Here is a 23,418-nt window from a genome sequence, read left to right as displayed (position 1 = left end):
CTGCGGTGTAACAGGTACACCGCGCCGGTCCCATCGCGGCCTCGCTGGGGCTCGACGGCTCCCACATTTGATCGGTGTTTGTGACACAGATCGGGACTGGCCGAGCGTGACTTAGCGTGGCGGGTAGTTGGACAGCACCTTGGTCACCGTCGCCCGGATCGCAGCGCTGCGGTCTTGCGGGTTGGGCGAGCTGCTCATCATCTGCTCGTCGCTGCCGCGCCACACCAGTTTGCCATCCTTGCCGTCCAGCAGGTCGATCTGGAGGGTGGCGACCTTGTAGGTGATGTTGCGCGTTTCGTTGTACATCGGCGCGCCCCAATAGCCATTCCACGGGCCGCCCCAGGCGCCGCCGTAGTTGGTGGAGACTTGTTGCTGGCGGTCTTCGACGATCAGGTAGGCCTGCACGTTCACATCAGCCTTGGCCCCGGGGGCGGCCGGGCGCAGGCCGCGTTGGTCGAGCTGGTCGGCCACCGCCTGGCGGATGCGCTGTTCGGTAAGGTCACTCTTGATCCGCGGATCATCGGGACGGTATTGCAACGCCGGGTCTTTCCAGGCCCAACTGCGGTAGGCGCCAAAGTCGCGGCTGGCGTCAAAGTCGTGGTTGACCTGATTGGTCTGGCAACCGCCCAGCAGCACGGCAAAAGCGAGCAAAGCGATACGACGCAACATGGTAGTTCTCCAAAGGGCAAACCGAACCTGAGATGAGAATAGCTGTTAACTCGGAGGATACGCCGTCATCGCCTTCTGCACAGCCTGGCGCAAGGCATCGCCGCGCTCACTCAAGCTACCCTGGCTGCCCGTTTCGGCGCTGGCGCTCCACACCGGCTGGCCCGTGCGGGCATCGAACAGGTTGACCCGGACCACCACGACCTGCACTTCATAGGTGCGCACAATCGGCACCGAGTTGTACATGCCGTAGCCGTTGCCATAGCGATTGTAGCCACCGTAGCCATAGCCATAATCGTCCTGCACCTGACGCAGACGCTTCTCCAGGTGCACATCGGCGCTGACCAGCAAGTCCGGCGCACGCTGGTCATGCACCGGGCGCAGGCCGCGCTGGTCGAGGGCGCCGCTGACGGCTTCGGCGATCTGCGCAGGATCTGCCCAGGCCGAGCCCGCCGGCAACTGGCCGTTGCGCCAGGCCCAGTTGCGGTAGGCGCCATAATCACGCACCGGCGCCGGGTAAGCGCTGGCGTCAAAGGTGTTGGCCGCCTGGGCAGGCGCCGGCGGCATCGGCTTGGACGCCGCAACATAAGGGTTGTTGCTGGAGCAGGCCCCCAGCCCCAGGCACAGCAGGATCAATGCACAGCGCTTCATTTCGATCTCCGCAGACTGGGCCGCTTAAACCGGACGGCAGATCCAGTGCAAATAACGCCCAAGTCCGGCAAAGCTTGGGTGACGACGGTGAGCGAGCTCCATCTCCAACAAGTCCTGCAAATCGGCGCGGGCCTGGAACTCCACCGGCATGTAGTCGTGGAATACCCGCACCCCGCTCTGGCTTTCGACCTGCCACAAGCCTTCAAGTTGCGCCGCCAATTCCCGTGGGTCCAGGGGTTGTTGCGGGGTCAGGCTCTGTTTTTCGCCGGCCATGTCGTTCTTGCGCATCTTGCGAAAGTGGCCCTTGAGCAAGTTGCGGTAAATCAGCGCATCGCGGTTGTAGAACGCCAGGGACAACCAGCCGCCCGGCGTCGTCAACTGGTGCAGCACCGGCAGGATCGCATGGGGTTCGGCCAGCCATTCCAACACCGCGTGGCACAGCACCAGGTCATAGGGTTCGGTGAGCTGACCCAACAGGTCCTGCCACGGCGCCTGGATGAAGGTTGCAGTCTGCCCCGCCTCGGCGAAACGCTGGCGGGCGCCTTCGAGCATCGGCTCGGCAGGTTCGGCCAATGTCACGTGATGCCCGCGTTCGGCCAGCCACAACGACATATGGCCCAGGCCTGCGCCGATATCCAGCACGCGCAAGGGGCGATCCGGCAGGGCCTCGATCAGGTCGGCCTGCAACACGGCCAGGCGAATCGCGCCCTTGGCACCGCCGTAGATTTTCTCGGCAAAGCGCGTGGCCAACTGGTCGAAATGACGATCACTCATGGGCAAACCGCCGCTCGTTATCGGCCAGCTTGGCGTTTACCACCTGGTTCATATCCAGGCCCAGTTCACCGCACAACAGCAGGAGATAGAGCACGATGTCCCCCACTTCCTGGCCGGCGTGGGCGAGTTTGTCGGCGGGTAACTGGCGGGATTGGTCTTCGCTCAACCACTGGAAGATTTCTACCAGTTCAGCCATTTCGACACTGGCGGCCATGGCCAGGTTTTTCGGGCTGTGGAACTGTTTCCAGTCGTTGTTATCGCGGATGCGATGCATGCGTTCGGTGAGGTGTTCGAGATTCATGGGGCGCTCCTGAAGGGGTATAGCTTCGGGCTCAAGGGCAGGGATGGCAACTAAATTTGTGGCGCCTGTCTGGGCGCCATCGCGCTCTAATCAACCACGCTGAACTCAACCCTGGCCGTCTGCCCCGCCTCATCGAGCACACTCAGTTGATAGCGCCCCAACTGTTCCAGGCTGGCATTGATGCTGTCCTGGTTGGCACTGTCGCCCAGCGGCGCCCCGTTAAGGAACCACCAGCGCCGTCCACTGCCGCCCAACGCCGACAGTTTCAGGCGCAGTTGCTGTTGGCTGCCTGCCGGCAATCGCAGTTGATCCCCCTCACGCACGCCCACCACCGATAACGGCGATGACGCCGCCAACGCCGGCGGCGGGCAATCCGGGTCTGGCGCGGGGATGCGTGCGTCACGCCGCTCGATCCTCGGCAACCACGGTTCCAGCGGTGCAGGCCACAGGGCAATGTCTCGCGATACCGCGCCCGGACAACTGGCAGACACGCGCAAACCCTTGGCATTGATCCACACGGTTTCCATCAAGCCGACACCCAAGGGCTGGTCCAGGGCCTGCAAAGTCGGTGGCGTGGTGTTGTCCAGCGTCCAGGCAAATCGCTGGCGCCGGCAATTGGGGTCGTTGCGGCTCATGGGCTGGCCCAGGGGCCAACAGATCGCCGCCACGCCGACATTCATCGGCACAGGTTTGACGGGCGCGGTAATACCGCGCTGGCTGTCGCGGTTGGTCAGCACATCGTGCACTTGCAGCATCAACGGCGCCGCCGAGGCCAGGCCAAACTGGCCCGGCACCGGGGTGCCGTCCGGGCGACCGATCCACACGCCAATCAAGTAGCGTGGCCCGACCCCGATAGCCCAGGCATCGCGAAAGCCGTAGCTGGTGCCGGTCTTCCAGGCCAGCACCGGGCGCTGTACCAACTCGGCCCGGGGATCACGATCCGGCCGTGCCTGGCCACTGAGGATACGCCGCACGATCCACGCAGAACCCGGCGATAACAATGGACGCTCCTTGAGCGCATCTCCAGGCTGCAAGCGAATCGCCGCGCTCTTGCCGTCACGGGCCAACGCACTGTAGCCGCCGACCAGGTCCTCCAGACGGCTGCCAGCCCCGCCGAGGATCAACGCCAGGTTCGGTTCGGCCAGCGCCGGCAACGCCAGGGGCATGCCGCCGATACGCATTTCCCCGGCAAAGCGCTTGGGCCCGTAGGCTTCCAGCAATTGCACCGCCGGCAGGTTCAACGAGCTGGAGAGCGCCGTACTGGCCGGCACCGCGCCAGTAAAACCCATCGAGAAATTGCCCGGCCGGTAATCGCCATAGCGCCGTGGCACATCCTGCAGTAGCGATTCGGAATGAATCAGCCCCGCGTCCAGGGCCATGCCATACAGGAAGGGTTTGAGGGTCGAGCCCGGCGAGCGCAGGGCGCTGATCATATCCACATGGCCAAAGCGTCGCGCATCGTTGATATCCACCGAGCCCAGGTAAGCGCGTACGGCCATGCTGTCTTCCTCTACCACGAGGATGGCCGCCGAGGTGTGCTCCGGCAGGCGTGCGCGCCAGCCCAGCAGCAGGTCTTCGAGACGGCGTTGCAGGGTCGCGTCGATAGTGGTGCGAATCAGCGGCGGGCTGTCGGGACGGTTCAGGCGGCGTGCCAGCAGCGGCGCCAAGCTGGGTTCCAGGCGCGGCGCCAGCAACAGGGGTTCTTCCAGGGCCTCGTCGACCGCCGACTGCGGCCAGACCTGGAACTCGGCCAACCGCCGCAGCACTTTGTCCCGGGCTTCCTGGGCGCGCAACGGGTGGCGATCCGGGCGCAGGCGGCTAGGTGCCTGGGGCAGCACCGCGAGCAAGGCCGCTTCGGCATGGGTCAACTGTTGCGGCGACTTGCCCAGATACGCCCAACTGGCCGCCGCCACTCCCTGCAAGGTTCCGCCGAAGGGCGCGCGGTTCAGGTACAGGTTGAGGATCTGGTCCTTGGACAGATGCCACTCCAACTGCGCCGTACGCCACAACTGGCGCAACTTGCCCGGCAAGGTGCGCGAATGCGGATCGAGCAGGCGCGCCACTTGCATCGACAAGGTGCTACCGCCCGACACCACCCGCGCACCGGTGAGGTTCTGCCAGGTTGCCCGCACCAGGGCCAGCGGGTTGACGCCGGGGTGTTGGTAGAACCAACGATCCTCGTAGGTCAGCAGCGCATCGAGGTAATACGGCGAGACTTCACCGGTGGCGACCGGGTAACGCCATACGCCGTTGGCATCGGCGAAACGCCACAAGGGCGTGCCGTCTTCGGCCAGCACCACGCGGGCCAGGTCGTCCTTGGGCAGGGGCAAAGGCCAGAGGCGGTCGGCCAGCCAGAGCAGGGCAACCACCAACAACAGGCTACCCAGGGTCCAGCGTGCAACTAATCGCAAATTCAAACGGGCAAACCTCTATGCTTTAAGGGAACTCGCCCAGGCGATTAACGACCAAAGGCTCAGGTCCGGCAGATACGCCCACCCTTTCATCAGGAAATTCATATGCAGGTAGAAAGCTTTTTCGAATGGCTGGGCCAGGCGCTCGGTTCGGTCATCCGTTTTATCGTCGACGGGCTCAGCGGCCTGTTCGGCGCCCTGACCAATGCCGGCGGCAATTTTATCGATGGCTTGTCCCGTACCTTGGGCATGGATACCTCGATCGTCAGCATCATCACCCTGATCATTGGCCTGATGCTGCTGTATTCGGCAGTCCGGGCATTTATGCGGGCCTCGATCATCATGGGGATTATCTGGTTGATGCTCGGGCTGTGGCTGCTCAGTTGGGTTGTGCATTAACACCCCTTACCTGTGGGAGCGGGCTTGCCCGCGATAGCGCTATTTCAGCCGATACATTCGGCGGCTGATACACCGCTATCGCGGGCAAGCCCGCTCCCACACAAGCCCGCTCCCACATTAAAGATAGAGCCTGCTCCCACAGGTGGGGCGCTTAACGCCCCTTGATCACCATATCCGCCGGGGTTTCCCCCACTGCCTGCCAGTTCGGCCGGTACATCGACTCCACTTGCGGTGGCGGTACGCGATATGTCCCAGGTGTGACCGCACGGGCCAGGTACAGCAGGTGCGTGGTGCCATAGCCGTCCAGGTTCAGCGCAGCAACATAACGATCATCGCGATACTCCTGGTGCTTGATCGACGCATTCTGCATCGACTCACGCCACTCCTTGACCTGGCTGCTGGCGTTTTCCAGGCTGGCGGCGCTCTGCCCCAGGTTCTGGTTCTCCAACTCCAGGCCGGCCGGCAACAGATCCACCACCAGTGCATCCGGTACCCGCTGCTTGTTGGCGCTGACGGCAATGTGTACCAGCACCAGATCACCGCTGCGCAGGTTCTGCAGGTTCAACGGCTGGCCATTCATGCCCAGGTACTCACGGCGAATGCTCAGGTTCTCGCCACCGGCTGCTGGCGCCTGCTGCGGATAACCGGAAATGCTCAGTTGCTGGTAAATCGGCTCGCTGCCTGGATTGCGCAAGGTCAACGGTGAAGCCAGCAACGGGCCTTCCAGCTTCAGGCCGGACTGGCCGTTGTTCAGCTCGCGGGTTTCGCCGCCGCTGCGCAACTGGGCAGTCCAGTTGGTTTCCGGCTTGCCCAGCAGGCCACGACCGGCGAGGAACAGCGAGTTGCGCTCCTGGGTCGACAACCATGGGCTGGCCGCCATCTGGTCCGACAGTTCGAACAGACGCTCTTCACGCTTGCCCTTGGCCAAGTCGTTTTCTTCGAGCAGAGCCAGGATCATCGCCTGGTCACGCAGCGGGCTGCCGTAGTCGGCCAGCCATTCATTGGCTTTGCGTTTCACCGCCAGACCGGCCAGCAATGCCTGGTCGGCACGGGGCTGGTCGCCCATCTTTTGCAAGGCAATCGCCAACTGCACCAATGGCAGGCCGGAACGCGCATCGCTGCGGCGTTCGAACAGGCTACGCAATGCGCCCAACGGTGCCTGTTGACTGCGCGCCAGCACCAGTCCGGCGTAGGCCTGCACGGCGAAGCGTGCGTGGTCGGCGTTGTCGCTGTAGTCGACCTCGATCAGGTTGCGCTCCTGCACATACCGCAGCAGACGTTCGCTGGCCTTCTTCAGCGCTTCAGACGGCACCGCAAAACCCTGGTCGCGGGCGCGCAGCAGGAAGTCGGTGACATAGGCCGTCAGCCAGTACTCTTCCTCGCCATCAGCGCCCCACAAACCGAAGCTGCCGTTGTAGCGCTGCATGCCCAATAGGCGTTCGATACCCAATTCGATCTTGCGCTTGCGCTCGGCATCCGGCTCGCCGGTCAAACCCAGGCGCGCCAGCACGGTGGCATCGGCATACAGCGACGGGTACAAGCCGCTGGCGGTTTGTTCCAGGCAACCATACGGGTAGGCCTTGAGTGCACGAATCTGCTCGCCCAGGTTCAACGGCGGCCGGCTCGACAGGCTCAGCAACGCCTCACGCCCAGCCGGCTCAAACAAGGCCAGCTCAGCATCCGGCAGGCTCCAGGCTTCATCCTTGAGCACCGCACGGTATTGCTTGAGCAGCGCCGGATAGGCCGGGCGCACGCCCAATGTCCATTCACGGGTAAACGCCGGCAGGTTCTCGCCCGGCAGGTCCAGGCCATTGACCGTGACCTTGACCTTGCCCTGGCCGAAACCGCCCAGCGCGCGCACCGGGATCTGCAAGGTGGTGCGCTGGCCTTCGGTCAGTTGCACGCTGTGGGACGGCTCGCCCAGCAGGGTCAGTTGCCCTTCGGCGGTCAGTTGCACATCCAGTTTCTGTGACTTGCCCGACAGGTTGGACAGGTCCAGCGCCAGGCGCGTCTGGTCACCTCCGGCGAGGAAGCGCGGGGCCGACAGCTCGGCAATCAGTGGCGCGGCGATCACGGTCTTGGCTTCGGCCATGCCGTAGCGGTCGTCACTCCAGGCCTGGGCCATCAGGCGCAGTTCGCCGTTGAAGTCGGGGATATTGACGCTGACCTCACCCTCACCTTTCTCGTTCAAGGTCACCGGTGCGCTTTGCAGGGCCACAATAGTGACGCTGGTATCCGGGCGCTTGCCGCCCTTGGCCAGCGCCGCGTCACCACCAAAGGCCAGGCTGGCCAGGCGGCCCTGGCCGGCTTCGATCAGTTGGCCGTAGATGTCGAACTGGTCCACGCCATAAGCCTTGCGGCCAAACAGGCTGGAATACGGATCCGGTGTCGGGTACTCGGTGATATTGAGGATACCCACGTCCACCGCAGCCACCAGCACATGCACTTGCTTAGGCACACTGCCGTCGGCGTTTTTCGCTGCGACTTTCACCGTCAGTGGCTGCTTGGGGCGCATTTTTTCCGGCGCGCTAAGGGTCAGGCCCAGTTTGCGCTGGGTACGATCCAACGGCAGATGCAGCAAGCCTACCGCACGTTTGGGCGTGATATTGGCCTTGCGCTCACCGGGACGAATCACCAGCGCACTCACATACAGGTCATGGCGCGACCATTTCGGGTCGAGCTTCACCGCAAAGCTCTTGCCTTCGGCCGGCACGTCGATCTCTTGCCACCACAACGGGCCTTCGCTGGACTCCACCAACAGGTAGCCTTTGCCGGCCGCCGGCGGGATAACGGTGACGTTGGCCGTATCGCCATCGCCATACGCCGGCTTGTCCAGCGCCAGCTTGACCTGATCGGGGCGCACGGCGCCGCCTTCGGTGTTGTCCTGGGCCTGGTAACCGGCCCAGAAGCGCTTGCTGCTGATCAGGCCGGTCTGCGGGTCTTCGACTTCGACGCGGTACGGGCCCCACTCCACCTGGAAGCTGACCTTGGCCGTGTCGCCCGCCTTGATGTTGACGGTCTGCTCATCGAGGTTGAGGAATTTCTCGTTGTAGTGATAGCTCCAGCCATCGTTGTCCGAGTAGTTCCAGTAGTAGTCGCGGCGTTCGCGAATCAGGCGCACCTTGAGGTTGTCGACCGCGAGTTTCTGCCCCTGCTGGTTGGCCAGCAGCACTTCAAACTCCGCAGGACCATCGCCATTGGTTTCCTTGCCATCGAACAGGCCACGCAGGCCGGGCAGTTGCTCGGCCGGCCATACCGGCTGCACCAGACGCCGAGTGATCGGGCGCCCGCCGGACTCTTGCAGGCTGGCCTGGACGATCAGTTGCAGCGGCGACTTGGCCTCGCTCCACTTGCTTTCCAGGGTGAGTTTTTCCTCGCCCTTGGCGTCGAGCACGCTTTCATCCAGTTCAAAATCCTGGCTCAGTTCTTCTTCAGTCACCGAGCCAAACTCATAACCCGGCAGCGACTTGACCGCCTCACGCAACGGCCGCACATACACTTGCCCGCTCAGGCGATTGCCCGCCGCAGGGGCGCCGTAGAGGTAACGGCCATTGACCTGGATAACCGCATTGTCGCCGGGGTTGAGCGGTGTATCGCTGCCCTTGAGCTCCAGGGCCAGACGCTCTGGCAGGAAATCTTCGACGAGGAATTCGTACAGTTGCGGCTTGCCGTCACCCAGGTCGAACACCAGTTGCCAGCGCCCGGTTGGCGCTTCTCCGGCCAGTTGCAGCTGGTATTGATAGAGGCCCGAGGCATCGGCGTCCCACACGAATTTGCGGCTGACCTGCTCATCCGGGCGGCGTACTTCGACACTCACCGGTTGCGGCTTGACGGCATTCCCGTCCTTGTCGCGCAGCAAGGCGTTGAGCAGCACGGTTTCGCCAGGGCGGTACAGGTCGCGCGGGCCGAACACAAAGAATTGCAGCGGGTGCGCGGGCTGGCCGCCGATATCGAACTCGGCCAGGTCCAGCGCTGCGCTGTCGAGGCGCAACAGGCTGGTCTGCTCGCCCTGCTTGGCGAGCAATACCTGGGCTTTTTTCGGCAGCGGCAGTTGCGCGTGGCCGCCCTTCTCGGTCTTGCCCTGGCCCAACACGCGGCCTTCAGCATCGAGGATTTCCAGCTCGACGCCATCCAGCGCCTTGCCGCCCTCCAGCGCCTGGGTGAACACATCCAGGCGGTTGGCGTAACGGTGCACCGACAGGCCGATATCACTGAGGGTGAACAACGTGGCCGGCTGCGAATAGTTGTAGGTGCCCGAAGCACGCATCACCGCCAGGTACACGCCCGGCTGTTGCAGTTGTTTGAGACCGGCGATGGGCAGCAGCAGGGTTTCACGGGTATTGCGCGCAGGATTGAGGTCGAAGCGGCCGCCGTAGACCAGGTCGGCCATGGGCAACAGTTCACGGGATTCATAGCTTTGCAGGCTGGTATTGCGGCCCCATTGGGCGAGGAACGCCGGCAGCGATTCGGGTTTGATGCGGAAGAATTCGACGTCGATCTTGTCGACATTCAGCGCGATCACCGGCAGGCCTTCGGCCAGGCGGGTCGGCAACAGGGTGCCACGGCTGGCGAAGCCGACGGTGGCTTGCAGGTCGCGGGTTTCCAGGCGTGCCGTGTATTCAGCGGCGAGCTTGGCGTCGTTGACCCCACGCAGCCCGGCGTCCACGGTCAGCACCAGCTTGCGCTGGGGCTCCAGGTGGCGCAGGCGCAACTCCATCAGGTTGTCGGAAAGCTCCCAGGCACCGTCGACCTTGCCGGACTTGCTGTCCACCAGGTGCAGCTTGTCGGCGAACTTCTGCTCGGGGTCCAGCGGGATCGAAAAGCTCACCGACAACGTGCTGGCGCCATCGAGTTGCACCTCAGACACGTCCACCACGCTTAACTCACGGCCGGCATAACGCTGCTTGAGCGTCGCCACATCCACCGCAGCCTTGGCCGGCTTTGGCGCCGTCACCGCCGCCGCAGGGGCAGTGGGTGCAGCCGGTTTATCGGAAGAATCGCAGGCGCTCAGCAGGGCCAGCGCGCAGGCCAGGAACAATCCTTTGTTAAGCATGGGGCACTCGTTGTCGGGGTGTCTGAGGGGTGAACTATATATCAGTGCCAGCCAAGTGGCTGTGGCGCTGCTCACATTGACCGACGGAGGGCGGTTTGGTTCTCGACTACCTCAAAAGCGTAGAAAATCCCCTGTGGGAGCGGGCTTGCTCGCGAATGCGGTGGATCAGCCAATATATAGGTTGACTGATCCACCGCATTCGCGAGCAAGTCGAATCGTCGCACCGCCGCTCCCACATTTTGATCGGTGGGGTGGCTGGCATTTGGTCATGGTTTGTAAAGGGCCAGCAAGGCGCATCCCTTTAAATTGCAGGACGTTTCCTAGACAATCCTTGGCGCCTTGTGCCTGTTGGGATGGGTGACTAGTCTGCGGTCCGTCACTGCTTATCAGTGATCGGGTTTAGTCGCCCGGATCCTATATGGCGCATGGTCTCATGAAGTTTCATGGTGGCTGTGCGTAGGGCACCTTCGGGTGCGCCGGTTTGCCATATGGCCGGTCGACTAACCTGCGTACAGCCGCCACCCTTCGTTTAGTCGCGACGGATGTCAGCTCCAAACCATATGGAGTTACACCATGCATAAGATTGTCCCCGACCCACCGACAGACCTCCTCAACGACCGCGCCGCATTCAATCGCGCCCTCAGCCACTATCTACCGACCCAGGGCTTTCACTCAGTCAGCGAAGAACTGAGTTTCGAAGACTCCCTGCTCTACACCGCCAGCCTGCTGAACAGCGCCTCAGCCACCGCGCTCGACTGTGGCGAACACTTGCCCGGCACCCAACGGGCCAAGGTGCTGGCAGTGTGGCATTTGCTGGAAATCGCCAAGACCACGGTCGACCGCTCCATCGAGTGCCTGCATCCCCCGGCATAAACGCGGTCAAAAATGTGGGAGTTGGCTTGCCAGCTCCCACATTTGGATCGGTGGGGTGGCTGGCATTTGGTCATGGTTTGTAAAGGGCCAGCAAGGCGCATCCCTTTAAATCGCAGGACGTTTCCTAGACAATCCTTGGCGCCTTGTGCCTGTTGGGATGGGTGACTAGTCTGCGGTCCGTCACTGCTTATCAGTGATCGGGTTTAGTCGCCCGGAGCCAGCGAGCCCAAGTCATTGCCACGTTTCATGGTGGCTGTGCGCAGGGCACCTTCGGGTGCGCCGGGTTCCGCTGACCGGTCGACTAACCTGCGTACAGCCGCCACCCATTGTTTAGTCGCGACGGGTATCGGTCCTTACCTTTTAGCGGAGTTACACCATGCATAAGATTGTCCCCGACCCACCAACAGACCTTCTCAACGACCGCGCCGCATTCAATCGCGCCCTCAGCCACTATCTACCGACCCAGGGCTTTCACTCAGTCAGCGAAGAACTGAGTTTCGAAGACTCCCTGCTCTACACCGCCAGCCTGCTGAACAGCGCCTCGGCCACCGTGCTCGACTGTGGCGAACACTTGCCCGGCACCCAACGGGCCAAGGTGCTGGCGGTGTGGCATTTGCTGGAAATCGCCAAGACCACGGTCGACCGCTCCATCGAGTGCCTGCATCCCCCGGCATAAACGCGGTCAAAAAATGTGGGAGCTGGCTTGCCTGCGATGGCGGTGGACCAGTAACAAATCAGTTGCCTGACACACCCCTATCGCAGGCAAGCCAGCTCCCACATTGTGTCTGCGGTGCTGTCCATGCAGCGTTACAATGCCGCTCCTCCAAGGAGCCCGCATGTCCACCTTACTCACCGACTGGCGTCACCGTCCCACTCACCGCCGTGTCTGGGCCCTGGCCGCGCCGATGATTCTGTCGAATATCTCGGTGCCGCTGGTGGCCTTGGTGGACAGCATGGTTATCGGCCACCTGCCCCACGCCCATCAACTGGGCGCCGTGGCCGTGGGGGCCAGCCTGTATACCTTCCTGGCCTGGGCCATGGGTTTTCTGCGCATGGGCACCACCGGGTTCGCCGCCCAGGCGGCCGGGCGCAATGATGGTGCGGCGCTACGGCAAATCCTGCTGCAAGGCCTGCTGTTGGCCCTCGGGTTGGCGATGGTGCTGGGCACGGTGGGCATTCCCCTGAGCCATCTGGCGTTGGAATGGATGCAGCCTTCGGCCGAGTTGAACCAACTGACCCGCGAGTTTTTCCACACCCGCCTGTTCGGCCTGCCCGCCGCCTTGGCCACCTATGCGCTGGTGGGCTGGTTCCTCGGCACGCAAAACGCACGGGCACCGCTGGCGATTCTGCTGACCACAAACCTGGTGAATATCGCCCTGAACCTGTGGTTCGTTTTGGGCCTGGACTGGGGCGTGGTCGGCTCGGCCCGGGCCTCGGTGATTGCCGAATGGACCGGCGCCCTGCTCGGCCTGGCCCTCACGCAAAAAGCCCTGCGCGCCTACCCCGGGCATATTGCCTGGGCGGCGCTCAAGGTCTGGCAAAGCTGGCGTGCGCTGCTGGCGGTCAACCGCGACATTTTCATTCGCAGCCTGGCGCTGCAATCGGTGTTTTTCATGATCACGGTGCAAGGCGCTCGGCTGGGCGATGCCACGGTCGCGGCCAATGCCCTGCTGCTCAACGGGCTATTGCTGACGGCCCATGCGCTGGACGGGCTCGCTCACGCGGTGGAAGCACTCTGCGGACACGCCATCGGCGCCCGTGATCGCCAGGCTTTGCGCCGCTCACTGGTAGTCGCCTGCGGCTGGTCGCTGATCGCCAGCCTCGGTTTTGCGCTGCTGTTCACCTTCGGCGGCCACTTGTTTATCGCCATGCAGACCGATATCCCCAGCGTGCGCGCAACCGCCGATATCTACCTGCCGTACCTGGCGGTGCTGCCGTTGATTGCGGTGTGGAGTTATCTGTTGGACGGCTTGTTTATTGGCGCTACGCGCGCGCGGGAGATGCGCAACGGCATGCTGCTGACGGTGCTGCTGACCCTGCCGCTCGCCTGGGCGTTGCAAGGTCTGGGTAATCACGGATTGTGGCTGACTTTCCTGCTGTTCATGGTCCTGCGTAGCCTGACCCTATGGGCGATTGCCTGGCGCCTGAATCGCCAGGATCGCTGGTTCACTGACTCGGCGCACTAGCTGCGCCAGTATTCATCGATTAAAACAGCCTACTCGAAACTATTGTTTGCAAATCTTCTTGGCACCTTCCCGCAATTTCAACCACAAAACTTTAGCCAGCTCTTATACCCAAAACGGCCAAAGGTATTGTTTATGAAGACGTCCCCTCCTACTTCAACATTGCCTATCGGATACCCCACCGCCCCACCGACAACTAACACCACACTGCAAGACCCAGAGCCTCATATCGATGTATTAGCAAATGATGGCAACGCCAAGATCATGCTTCTATCAACCCACAGAGTTGACCCGCACAGCAAATCCCTGACTCCGGTCAGCCGAGTCCTGATTAATACCTCTTATCGTTCAGACAAGATCCATATCAGCGCTGATGAAAACAATCAGCTCAACGCCTCGATCAATGGTAAAGACTACAAACTCCCACTTTACGCAGACAACCAGAACCACTCATTGAGAATCAAAGCCGACGGTGGGGACGACCATATATCCATTGATAAGCGCATCAGCATAGAAATGCACATTGACGGTGGGGATGGCGACGACTTTATCAACATAGATGGCAATGCAAATACCGTACAGGGTGGCAAGGGCAACGATTACATTCAATTAGGCCGTGGGCATACCGTCGCTTTCGGTGGAGACGGCAACGACATCATGGTGGCAGGCACTGGTAATGCAGTGATGTCTGGCGGTAAAGGTAATGACCGTCTGTTCGCTGGCGCGGGCCCGGCTGACAGGCTGCTATTTCTCAATGGCGACAGGGGGAATGATCAACTTTATGCAGGGCCTGGCAAAGTCGTTTTAAACGGGGGGCTTGGAGATGATACTCTCGCAGGATATAACCAGACCACTTTCTATACTGGGCAAGGCGTAGACACCGTATACGCCTACAATAAAAACGATAAGATTTATGCAAAGTCCACAGACAACATCAACGCCAACGCCCAAGCAAAAACCACAATCCTAGAGTATGCAGAGAGTGGCAAAATCGGCTTGAAAATAGAAGGCACAGAACAATTCATTGAACAGACGGAAGACATTATAGAGCAACTGAGAGGCTCACCCACCGGCCAACATACATTAAAGGAAATGGACCGCTTTGTTAATGAGTCGCGCGCACCTATTACCCTTACCCAATCTCGAATTCTCGGCAGCAACAGTTACAACTTCAGAAACAAGTACAGAGATGAAATACCGGACAATGAATATAAAAACCATCAGTTTCGCCCGGAACTTGGCTTTATAAACAATAACCAGCCCGGATCGGTTTCGACCCACCCTGAAATAGCCTTTCTACCCGACCACTTCGAGAAAGACTTTTCCATCACGCCGCAGATTGCCCTTCATCATGAGCTGGCTCATGCATTCAATGGGGCCACAGGCACCTTCATACCTGGCGAAGAAACAATAAAAACGGCCGATGGAAAGCCCATCCTCACAAATGGGGCGCCGAAGACCGTTGCGAAGGCAGAATATCAAGCAATCGGACTACCCACCGATAGCACGCCCTTCGACTTTGACAACGATCCAAGCACCCCAGCCATCACAACCAACCCGGCGCCCTTCACGGAGAATGCCTTGCGTGAAGAAATGGGCGTTCCGTTGCGCGACCGATATGACATCGATGAGGCGCCGCGCATCGGATAAGCCCATGGATCAGGAAGACAGGTAGGACGAGCGAGTCAGGCCCAACCGCAGCGCATCCAGGAACTGCGTACGCTCGGCCGCCGTGATCTTCGCGCTGGCGCACTTGTCACGGTAGTGGGTCATCAACTCCTCCGGTGACAAGTGCACGTAGCGCAGCATGTCTTCGATGGTGTCGTGGGTCTCGATCCCGGCGCTGTACACCGAACCGTCTTCGCGCTGGTAGATGTTCACCGAGTCGGTGTCACCAAACAGGTTGTGCATGTCACCGAGGATTTCCTGGTAGGCGCCCACCAGGAAGATCCCCAGCAGATAGTCTTCGCCTTCATTCAAGCCATGTACCGGCAGGCTGGTCTCGATGCTCTGCTCGTCGACGTATTGCTTGATCTTGCCGTCGGAGTCGCAGGTCAGGTCCTGCAGCACCGCGCGGCGCAGCGGCTCTTCGTCGAGGCGGTGCAGCGGCAGGATCGGCAGGACCTGGCCGATGGCCCAGGTGTCCGGCAGGCTCTGGAATACCGAGAAGTTGCAGATGTACTTGTCGGCCAGCTTGTCGTTGAGTTCGTCCAGTACCTGGCGGTGCGAGCGCTGGCGGGCTTTCAACGAGTTGTGCAGGCGACGGCACACGGCGAAGTAGCACTGTTCGGCCAGGGCTTTTTCCGCGAGGGTCAGCTTGCCGTCGGCGTACTGGGCGGCCACGTCGCTCATGTAGTGGGTGGCGCGCCAGTAGGTTTCGGTGACCATTTCAATGTCGGTCGGGCCCAGCAGGTCGACCAGCCATTGCACGGTTTCGGGCAGGCTTTCCTTGTTCTCGATCACCGGCACGTCGTCGTTGTGTTTCTCGACGTCGGTCACCTGCACCACCAGCATGGCGTGGTGGGCGGTCAGGGAGCGGCCACTTTCGGAGAAGATGTGCGGATGCGGCAGGCTCTGCGCGTCGCAGAACTCCTTGAGCATGCCCACCACCACGCCGGCGTAGTCGTCCATGTCGTAGTTGATCGAGCTGGCATTACGCGAGTGGGTACCGTCGTAGTCCACGCCCAGGCCACCGCCGACGTCAATGTGGTCCACCGGCAGGCCGAGGTTGCGCAGTTCGCCGTAGTAACGGATGGCTTCCTTGAAACCGTGCTGGTAGTCCGCCAGGTTGGCGATCTGCGAGCCCATGTGAAAGTGCAGCAGGCGAATGCCCTGGTCCAGGCCGGCCGCGCGGAAGCGCTCGACCACCGACAGCAGTTGCGCCGCCGACAGGCCGAACTTGGACTTCTCGCCACCGGTGTCTGCCCATTTGCTCGACGCCAGGGACGACAGGCGCACCCGCAGGCCGACCTGTGGCTTGACCTTGAGGTTGGCGGCTTCTTCGATGACCAGGCCCACTTCGGACTCTTTCTCGATCACGATGAACACGTTGTGGCCCAGCTTCTGGCCCATCAGCGCGAGGCGGATGAACTCACGGTCCTTGTAACCGTTGCAGACGATGGTGCCGCCCTTCGGAGCCAGGGCCAGCACGGCCAGCAGTTCAGGCTTGGAGCCGGCTTCCAGGCCGATGGACACGTCCTGGGTCGCAATGATGTTCTCGATCACCGCTTCCTGCTGGTTGACCTTGATCGGGTACAGCGCGGTGTATTTGCTCTGGTATTCCAGGCGCTCGATGTTCGCGTCGAAGGCACCGGTCAGCTGGCGCACGCGGTCTTGCAGGATATCCGGGAAGCGCACCAGCAATGGCAGGGACAGGCCGCTTTTGCGCAGCTCGTCCACTTGCTCGTACAAATCGATGGGCGAGCTGTTCGGGCCGTTCGGACGGACTTCAACGCGACCGGCATCATTGATCGCGAAATACCCGGCCCCCCAATGGCGAATCCCGTAAACGCTGCGGCTGTCCGCAACTGTCCATTGGCTGCCATCGTCTTTGCGTGTGCGTCGTACGGACATCGAAGTCCCCTATATAAAGTCGAAGAGCGCCACCCAAGTCAGAGGCTGGCGCAGTCTAAAGAGTGAAAATGACGATTTGCCTGTGAGAGGGGTAGACCCCACTTGCAGGACAGAGTTTAGACACCGGTCAGGAACAGGCTCTGTGAAACCATGGAGTCGACGAGTACGCTCGTCGGTGCGGGTTTCACAGAGGCTGCTAGCCGCCGGATTTCTTCGCCTTGTATCCGAGCTTGATCAACTCGGCCAACAGCAACTCGACGTGATCGCCCTGGATTTCGATGATCCCGTCTTTCAGCGCGCCACCGGTGCCACAGCGCTTTTTCAGCACGGTGGCCAATTCCTTGAGTGGCTCGGCTGCCAGGGGCACGCCGGTGATGGTGGTCACCGTCTTGCCGCCACGGCCCTTGCTCTCGCGACGCACGCGGGCAATGCCGTCACCTTCGGGAATCAGGGTCTGTTTGCAGGTACAGGCGTCCACGGGCTGGCGACAGTCCGGGCAATGCCGACCTGCGTCGGTGGAAAACACCAGGCCACCAAGGGCGGCGAAGGATGCGGCTTTTTTGGCCACCGGCAATCCTCTTGGGAGGATGAAGACTGATCAGTGCCCGCAATGGGCGGCTGACCGCGAAGCCCCACTCAGGCAGGGGCAGCGCTACCGAACCGCCAAGGCCTCACCGCCCCCTGTAGGAGCGAGCTTGCTCGCGAAAATCGTCAACGATAACGCGGGCATTCAGACAGCACGCGGTGGCATTGGATTTTTCGCGAGCAAGCTCGCTCCTACAGGGGGCCGGGGAGACGCTGTAGCGGTTCGGCTTGAAAAGTCGCGCAGTGTAACGGCAAAAAGCCTACTTGCTAAGAGCCAAATGGCGCCAATTTATGCAACTTTAGCGACGCGCGGCCAGATAGCGTTTTAAGGCCGCCAGGGAGTCGGGGCAATAGGACTTTTGCTCGATATCGGCAAGCACCGCTTCAATACTCATAAAGCGCGCCTCCAGCACCTCTTCGGGCTGCAGCAGCAGCGGCCCATCCCAGACCGCCGAAAACGCCGAGCACCAGAGCCGGTTGCCCGTATCCTCGAAGAAAAAGTGGTCGTGGGCGGTCAATTCAACACCGCTGACGCCCAACTCCTCTTCCAACTCACGGGCCGCCGACTGCTCATAGCTCTCGCCCGCCGCCACCATCCCACCCGCCGCCACGTCCCAGTAACCTGGGTAGATGGCCTTGCTCAGGGTACGGCGATGCACGCACAGCTCGCCCTTTGAGTTGAATAGCATGATGTAGGTGCCGCGCCCGATCAGCCCGCGCTCACGCAAATCGGAGCGCACCAGGGCGCCGAGCAGGTTGTCCTGCTCGTCGACCCAGGCAATGTGTTCGGCATCCGAGGCCGCGCGGTGCGCGACCTCCTTGGTGCTGTCGACCATGACTCAACCCTGGTTCAGCAGTTGGCGCAAGTCGATCACCGCCGCGTTGGCACGGGAGATGTAGTTGGCCATCACCAACGAGTGGTTGGCCAATACGCCGTAGCCGCTGCCATTGAGGATCATCGGGCTCCACAGGGTTTCCTGCGACGCCTCCAGCTCACGAATGATCTGGCGTACGCTGACGGTGGCGTTTTTCTTGGCCAGCACGTCGGCGAAGTCGACCTCGATAGCGCGCAACAGGTGGGACAGGGCCCACGCCTGGCCACGGGCTTCGTAGAACACGTTGTCGATCTGCATCCATGGGGTTTCCACCACTTCTTCATCGACCTGCGGCACTTCGCCCGGCGCCAGCGCTTCGGTTTTCAACGCGGTGTTGAGCTTGACCCGACCAACACTGGCCGACAGGCGCTGCGACAACGAACCCAGGCGGGTGGCGACATCGCCCAGCCAGTTGTTGAGGTTGTCGGCACGTGCATAGAACAGCGCACCTTTCTGGTTGGGGTCGGACAGGCGCGCTTGATAGCGGCTCAGGGAGTTGATGCCTTCCTGGTATTCCGACTCGCTGGAGGGCAGCACCCAGCTCTTGTTATCAAAGTTGAAGCGCGGCTCGGCCTTGGCCAGGTCGGCGTCTTCGGCCGATTGCGATTGCGAGCGGGCGAAATCCTTGCGCAGGGCGCGGGTCAGGTCACGCACCTGGACCAGCACGCCATATTCCCAGCTGGGCGTGTTGTCCATCCACAACCCTGGCGGGAAACGGTCGTTGGAAATATAGCCGCCAGGCTTGTTAAGCAGGGTGCCCATCACAGTCTTGACGGTTTCGACGGTGGTGAAGCCGATGACCATTTGCTTGCCGTCTTTTTCAGCGGCCATTTGTGCATTTTGCTGGACCGGGAACAAGGCTGGCTCCTGGCTCCAGTACCAACCCAGGCCGCCGGTGACCAGCAGGTAAATGACCACCAGGGTCAGCAGGGCACGGCTCATCAGCAGGTTACGAAAATAGCTGCGGGAGGCCGACTTGGGCGCAGGGCTTGGGCCTGGGGCGCTGCCTGCACGGTTTTTCCAGTCCAGCATGGCGGATATCCTTTCAGTCACTTGAGTTCAATAGCTACGACCACAACCCTACCCCATCGTGCCCCTCTGTGCGGGGCTTTCTAATCGGGCTGGCAGAAAGATGGCACTCAACTATAAAGGATGGGCGCTGATGCGCCTATGCGACCCAACGGTCAGCAAATGAATCACTTGGACGATGCAGTTAATTGACGTATGACACTCGTGCGAAGGAAAAGAGGTGCTAGCATAGAGCCACCAGTCGATCTCAGCATGCACCCTTACCTAGTAGTCAGGATATGACCGAGCCAGAAGACCCCAGCCGTGAGCGTCTCAAGCAGCACTTTGCCCAGCGGGTAATTCATCAGGCGCGTCAAATTCTTGAGATCTGGCAGCGTTTGCAGCGCAGCGAGTGGTCGAACGCCGAGTTAAGCGAACTCAGCGAGGCCAATTTGCGCCTGCTGCGGTTTGCCGAGCGTTTTGAACAGCCCGAACACGGCCAACTGGCCCGGCACATCATCGAATCGCTCAAGGCTGTGGATGAAAACCGTGGCCGCCTGAGCAGCCATCTGATCACCGACCTCAACCGCTTGATGCAGCGCCTGTCACGCACCGGCCTGCGCCAGGGCGACCAGTTGGACCAGACCTTCCTGCCGCCGATGCGCAAACCCATCTACGTGATGCTGGCCGATCACGACCGCGCTGAGCGCCTGGCCAAGCAACTGGAGTTCTTTGGTTTGAGCGCGCAGTCCCTGGACAGCGTGGCGGCCTTCCGCTCGTCCATGGCCGAACGCCTGCCGGCCGCGATTGTGATGGACGTGGACTTCTGCGGCACCGGCCTGGGCCTGACACTGGCCGCCGAAGCCCAGGAAGGCTTGGAGCAGAAACTGCCGCTGCTGTTCTTCAGCCTGCACGAAACCGACACCCCCACCCGCCTGGCCGCCGTGCGCGCCGGGGGCCAGGAGTTTTTGACCGGCACCCTGGAAGCCTCAAGCCTGCTGGAAAAAATCGAGGTCCTGACCTGCGTCGCCCAGTACGAGCCTTATAAAGTGCTGATCATCGACGACTCCCGGGCCCAGGCCATGCACACCGAGCGCCTGCTCAACAGCGCCGGGATCGTTACCCGCACCTTGATCGAACCGATCCAGGCCATGGCCGAACTGGCGGATTTCCAACCCGACCTGATCATTCTCGACATGTACATGCCGGCCTGCACCGGCACCGAGCTGGCCAAGGTGATTCGCCACAATGACCGTTATGTCAGCGTGCCGATCATTTACCTGTCGGCCGAGGACGATCTGGACAAGCAACTCGATGCCATGAGCGAAGGCGGCGACGACTTCCTCACCAAGCCGATCAAGCCGCGCCACCTGATCACCACCGTGCGCAACCGCGCCGCCCGCGCCCGCCATCTCAAGGCGCGAATGGTGCGCGACAGCCTGACCGGCCTGTACAACCACACGCATATCCTGCAACTGCTGGAAGATTGCAGCTTTCGCTCGCGCCGCGAGAGCAAGCCGCTGAGCTTTGCCATGCTCGACATTGACCACTTCAAGCGGGTCAACGACAGCCACGGCCACCCCATGGGCGACCGCGTGATCAAGAGCCTGGCGCTGTTTCTCAAGCAACGCCTGCGCAAGACCGACTATATCGGCCGGTACGGCGGTGAAGAGTTTGCCATCGTCATGCCCGACACCGACCTGGACGCCGCATGCAAGGTGCTCGACGAAATCCGTGGGCGCTTTGCCGAAATCCATTACCCGGCCCAGCCCCAGGATTTGTGGTGCACCTTCAGCGCCGGTGTGGTGCAGCTCTGTGACGGCTCCGACAGCCTGATGATGGCCGCCCAGGCCGATGAAGCGCTGTACCGCGCCAAGGACGCCGGGCGTAATCGGGTCCACGCTTCGGGCGAATCAAGGCAAAGTGCCACTTTTTCACCAGAATCCACCCAATCCGTCATAACGCTGTAACGAAAACGCAATAACTTCAGGCACTTACTCCTTCTGCCGTTGGTTGAAACCACGCATGCGCCTGAAGCTGCTGACGAATCTGAACACCCTTCTGCTGGTCGCCGTTTGCCTGGCCCTGGGCGCTACGCTCTGGTGGTCGCAACGAGCCCTCGAACGCCCTTATCTATTGATGGAGCGCTATCTGGGCCTGTCCCAGGCGTTCCAGAACCAGACCGCGCGCAATATCGACGACTATTTGGCCAGCGGCGACGCCTTGCGCCTGAGCGCTGCCGGCCAGAGCCTGGAAAACCTGCTGCTGCACCTGGATGAATTGCCGCCTGAACTGACCGAAAAACTGCGGCCCGGCCTGCTCGGCCTCGATGGCTTCAGCAAGACCGACCTGCTGGCAGCCGGCAAACTGGCCGGCGACCCACAAGCCTTGCTGCTGCAAGCCGAGCGGGAATTGGGGGCCAGCCTGGAACAACTGAGCCAATACGCCATGGGCGTCAACTCAGCCGATGCAGGGCGCTATCTGCCGCCGTTGCTGGCAGCCTCGCAGCACCTGGCCAAGCTGTCCCTGGCGCGGGACAAACTGGTGAGCAGCGGGCGCAGTGAATTGGCCACCGATGTAGAACGTGAACTGGCCAATATTCGCAGCCAGGCTGACCTGCTTGAGCAACTGCCGCTACTGGGTGTGACCGCCAGCAGTGCCTCCAACAGCGATGATTTTTCTGCGTTGATGGGCCTGGAAAGCAGCGAAACCGCTACCGCCGAAGACACCGGCGTGAATCTCAAGCGCGAACTCAACAGCCTGCTCACGCGCTACCCTGCCGAGCTTGCGCGTACCCGCGAGCAAATCCAGAAGCGCGCAGAACTGGCCGCTGCCACTCACCTGAAAATCAACACCGTGCAGCAAGCCATCGCCGCGCTGGAGCCCGAGGTACGCGCCCAACACGGCAAGATCCAGGGCGAAGTGCGGGTGATCCAAGGCGTGATGATCGGCCTGATCCTGTTGATCGCCCTGCTCATCGACACCCTGCAACGGCGCCTGGCGCGAGTGCTCACCAGCCTGGCGCCGGCCCTTTCAACCTGGGCCGAAGGCGATTTCAGCCAGCCAATTGCCTTGGGCCACACCAACCGCGAACTGCATGATATTGAAGCCTCGCTCAATCGCCTGCGGGCTTACCTGGTGAACCTGGTGGGGACTATCCGCGCCAACGCCGAAGAAGTGGCCGGTAGCAGCCGCGCCCTGGCCGAACTGAGCGGCGGCCTGCATGACGGCGCCGAACGCCAGGCCGGGGACACTGCGCAAATCCGCGATTCATTAGGGGAACTGGAAGCCACGATCCAGCAGGTTGCGGGCGACGCCAGCCAGGCCGCCGGGGCCAGCCGCAGCGCCGGCGAGGCCGTGGAGCATGGCCAGCGGGTGATCGGCTTGAGCCTGACCGGCCTGCACGCGCTGGTGGGCGAGGTGCAGGACAATGCGCAGATGATCGAAAAACTCGCCGAAGAATCCGCCACCATTGGCAGCGTGCTGACCGTGATTCGCTCGATTGCCGACCAGACCAACCTGCTGGCACTCAACGCTGCCATCGAAGCCGCCCGCGCCGGTGAAGCAGGGCGCGGGTTTGCCGTGGTCGCCGACGAAGTGCGCTCCCTGGCCCAGCGCACCGCAGGCGCCACCGCCGAAATCCAGACCCTGATCGCCGGCCTGCAAACCGCCGCCCGGCAATCGGTGGAAGGCATGCGCGCCCAGGTCGAACACGCCGAAGCCACCGCCCAGCAAGCCCAGGCCGCCGACGGCGCGCTGGATGAAATCGTCGGCGCAATCCAGACCATTTCCGACACAGCCATCCGCATTGCCGATGTGACGGCCCAGCAGAGCGGCGCGGTCAGTGAAATCCGTGATAACAGTGAGCGTATTCATCAACTGGGTGAGGACAACCTGCTGCGCATTGGCCAGGGTCGCAGCCAGGGCGAGCATCTGTTAGTGCTCGGCGGGCAACTTAATACGGCCGTGCAGGCTTTCCGCGTCTGACGCCATCTCCCGCCCCATGCAGATCAAATGGACTGCCCCCGAAAAGTTGGACAGTTTCAGCTAGCAGCCTCAGCAGCAT

Annotated in this window: 17 protein-coding genes; 7 read left to right on the top strand and 10 right to left on the bottom strand. The window is 61.7% G+C overall.

Annotation, left to right across the window (positions count from 1 at the left end; all coding sequences use genetic code 11):
* Window positions 1–111 precede the first annotated feature (111 nt).
* The 5 genes from KL786_RS22575 to pbpC form a co-directional block, all read right to left on the bottom strand.
* Window positions 112–669 carry a DUF4136 domain-containing protein gene (locus KL786_RS22575; protein ID WP_215519010.1) on the bottom strand — a complete coding sequence of 186 codons (558 nt, stop codon included), beginning with the start codon at window positions 667–669 and terminating at the stop codon, window positions 112–114.
* 45 nt (window positions 670–714) lie between these two features.
* Window positions 715–1,317 (bottom strand): DUF4136 domain-containing protein, encoded by a 603-nt coding sequence (locus tag KL786_RS22570; protein ID WP_029297619.1) that lies wholly within the window; start codon window positions 1,315–1,317, stop codon window positions 715–717.
* 24 nt (window positions 1,318–1,341) lie between these two features.
* Entirely contained in the window at window positions 1,342–2,091 is a 750-nt protein-coding gene (locus KL786_RS22565) for a methyltransferase (protein WP_032859805.1), read from the bottom strand.
* Complete coding sequence (locus KL786_RS22560) at window positions 2,084–2,392, bottom strand: MazG-like family protein (protein ID WP_032859807.1); 309 nt, start codon at window positions 2,390–2,392, stop codon at window positions 2,084–2,086. The genes KL786_RS22565 and KL786_RS22560 overlap by 8 nt, the downstream gene beginning before the upstream one ends.
* A gap of 86 nt (window positions 2,393–2,478) precedes the next feature.
* Entirely contained in the window at window positions 2,479–4,809 is a 2,331-nt protein-coding gene (gene pbpC, locus KL786_RS22555; RefSeq protein WP_215519009.1) for a peptidoglycan glycosyltransferase PbpC, read from the bottom strand.
* Window positions 4,810–4,908: 99 nt separating this feature from the next.
* Here pbpC and KL786_RS22550 point away from each other — a divergent pair, with 99 nt between their 5' ends.
* Window positions 4,909–5,202 (top strand): hypothetical protein, encoded by a 294-nt coding sequence (locus KL786_RS22550; protein WP_032859808.1) that lies wholly within the window; start codon window positions 4,909–4,911, stop codon window positions 5,200–5,202.
* A gap of 151 nt (window positions 5,203–5,353) precedes the next feature.
* Here KL786_RS22550 and KL786_RS22545 read toward each other — a convergent pair whose 3' ends face one another.
* Entirely contained in the window at window positions 5,354–10,255 is a 4,902-nt protein-coding gene (locus KL786_RS22545) for an alpha-2-macroglobulin family protein (protein ID WP_215519008.1), read from the bottom strand.
* Window positions 10,256–10,828: 573 nt separating this feature from the next.
* Between KL786_RS22545 and KL786_RS22540 the strand changes: the two genes are divergently transcribed.
* The 4 genes from KL786_RS22540 to KL786_RS22525 all read left to right on the top strand — a co-directional run bounded on the left by KL786_RS22540 (window position 10,829) and on the right by KL786_RS22525 (window position 14,961).
* Window positions 10,829–11,128 carry a DUF6124 family protein gene (locus KL786_RS22540; RefSeq protein ID WP_215519007.1) on the top strand — a complete coding sequence of 100 codons (300 nt, stop codon included), beginning with the start codon at window positions 10,829–10,831 and terminating at the stop codon, window positions 11,126–11,128.
* A gap of 376 nt (window positions 11,129–11,504) precedes the next feature.
* Window positions 11,505–11,804, top strand: coding sequence for a DUF6124 family protein (locus tag KL786_RS22535; RefSeq protein ID WP_215519006.1), 300 nt, complete (start codon window positions 11,505–11,507; stop codon window positions 11,802–11,804).
* Window positions 11,805–11,964: 160 nt separating this feature from the next.
* A complete protein-coding gene (locus KL786_RS22530) occupies window positions 11,965–13,314 on the top strand; it encodes an MATE family efflux transporter (protein WP_215519005.1) in 1,350 nt (449 codons plus the stop codon).
* Between the two features lie 132 nt (window positions 13,315–13,446).
* Window positions 13,447–14,961 (top strand): M91 family zinc metallopeptidase, encoded by a 1,515-nt coding sequence (locus tag KL786_RS22525; RefSeq protein WP_215519004.1) that lies wholly within the window; start codon window positions 13,447–13,449, stop codon window positions 14,959–14,961.
* A 9-nt stretch (window positions 14,962–14,970) separates the two neighbouring features.
* On the opposite strand, the gene speA is transcribed toward KL786_RS22525, so the two are convergent.
* From speA to KL786_RS22505, 4 genes are all read right to left on the bottom strand, one after another.
* Window positions 14,971–16,884, bottom strand: coding sequence for an arginine decarboxylase (speA, locus tag KL786_RS22520; RefSeq protein ID WP_215519003.1), 1,914 nt, complete (start codon window positions 16,882–16,884; stop codon window positions 14,971–14,973).
* Window positions 16,885–17,080: 196 nt separating this feature from the next.
* A complete protein-coding gene (locus KL786_RS22515) occupies window positions 17,081–17,452 on the bottom strand; it encodes a translation initiation factor Sui1 (RefSeq protein WP_029297635.1) in 372 nt (123 codons plus the stop codon).
* Between the two features lie 316 nt (window positions 17,453–17,768).
* Entirely contained in the window at window positions 17,769–18,305 is a 537-nt protein-coding gene (locus KL786_RS22510) for an NUDIX hydrolase (RefSeq protein WP_215519002.1), read from the bottom strand.
* Window positions 18,306–18,308: 3 nt separating this feature from the next.
* Window positions 18,309–19,376: a DUF2333 family protein gene (locus KL786_RS22505; RefSeq protein WP_215519001.1), complete on the bottom strand. Its 1,068-nt coding sequence runs from the start codon at window positions 19,374–19,376 to the stop codon at window positions 18,309–18,311.
* A gap of 275 nt (window positions 19,377–19,651) precedes the next feature.
* Here KL786_RS22505 and KL786_RS22500 point away from each other — a divergent pair, with 275 nt between their 5' ends.
* Entirely contained in the window at window positions 19,652–21,322 is a 1,671-nt protein-coding gene (locus KL786_RS22500) for a response regulator (protein ID WP_215519000.1), read from the top strand.
* A 55-nt stretch (window positions 21,323–21,377) separates the two neighbouring features.
* The gene (locus KL786_RS22495; RefSeq protein ID WP_215518999.1) at window positions 21,378–23,339 is read left to right on the top strand and encodes a methyl-accepting chemotaxis protein; all 1,962 of its coding nucleotides are present in this window, start codon (window positions 21,378–21,380) and stop codon (window positions 23,337–23,339) included.
* The last annotated feature ends 79 nt before the right edge of the window (window positions 23,340–23,418 follow it).

Source organism: Pseudomonas sp. TAE6080 (genome assembly GCF_018732265.1).
GTDB lineage: Bacteria > Pseudomonadota > Gammaproteobacteria > Pseudomonadales > Pseudomonadaceae > Aquipseudomonas > Aquipseudomonas brenneri.
This window is presented reverse-complemented; position numbering and strand designations above follow the sequence as displayed.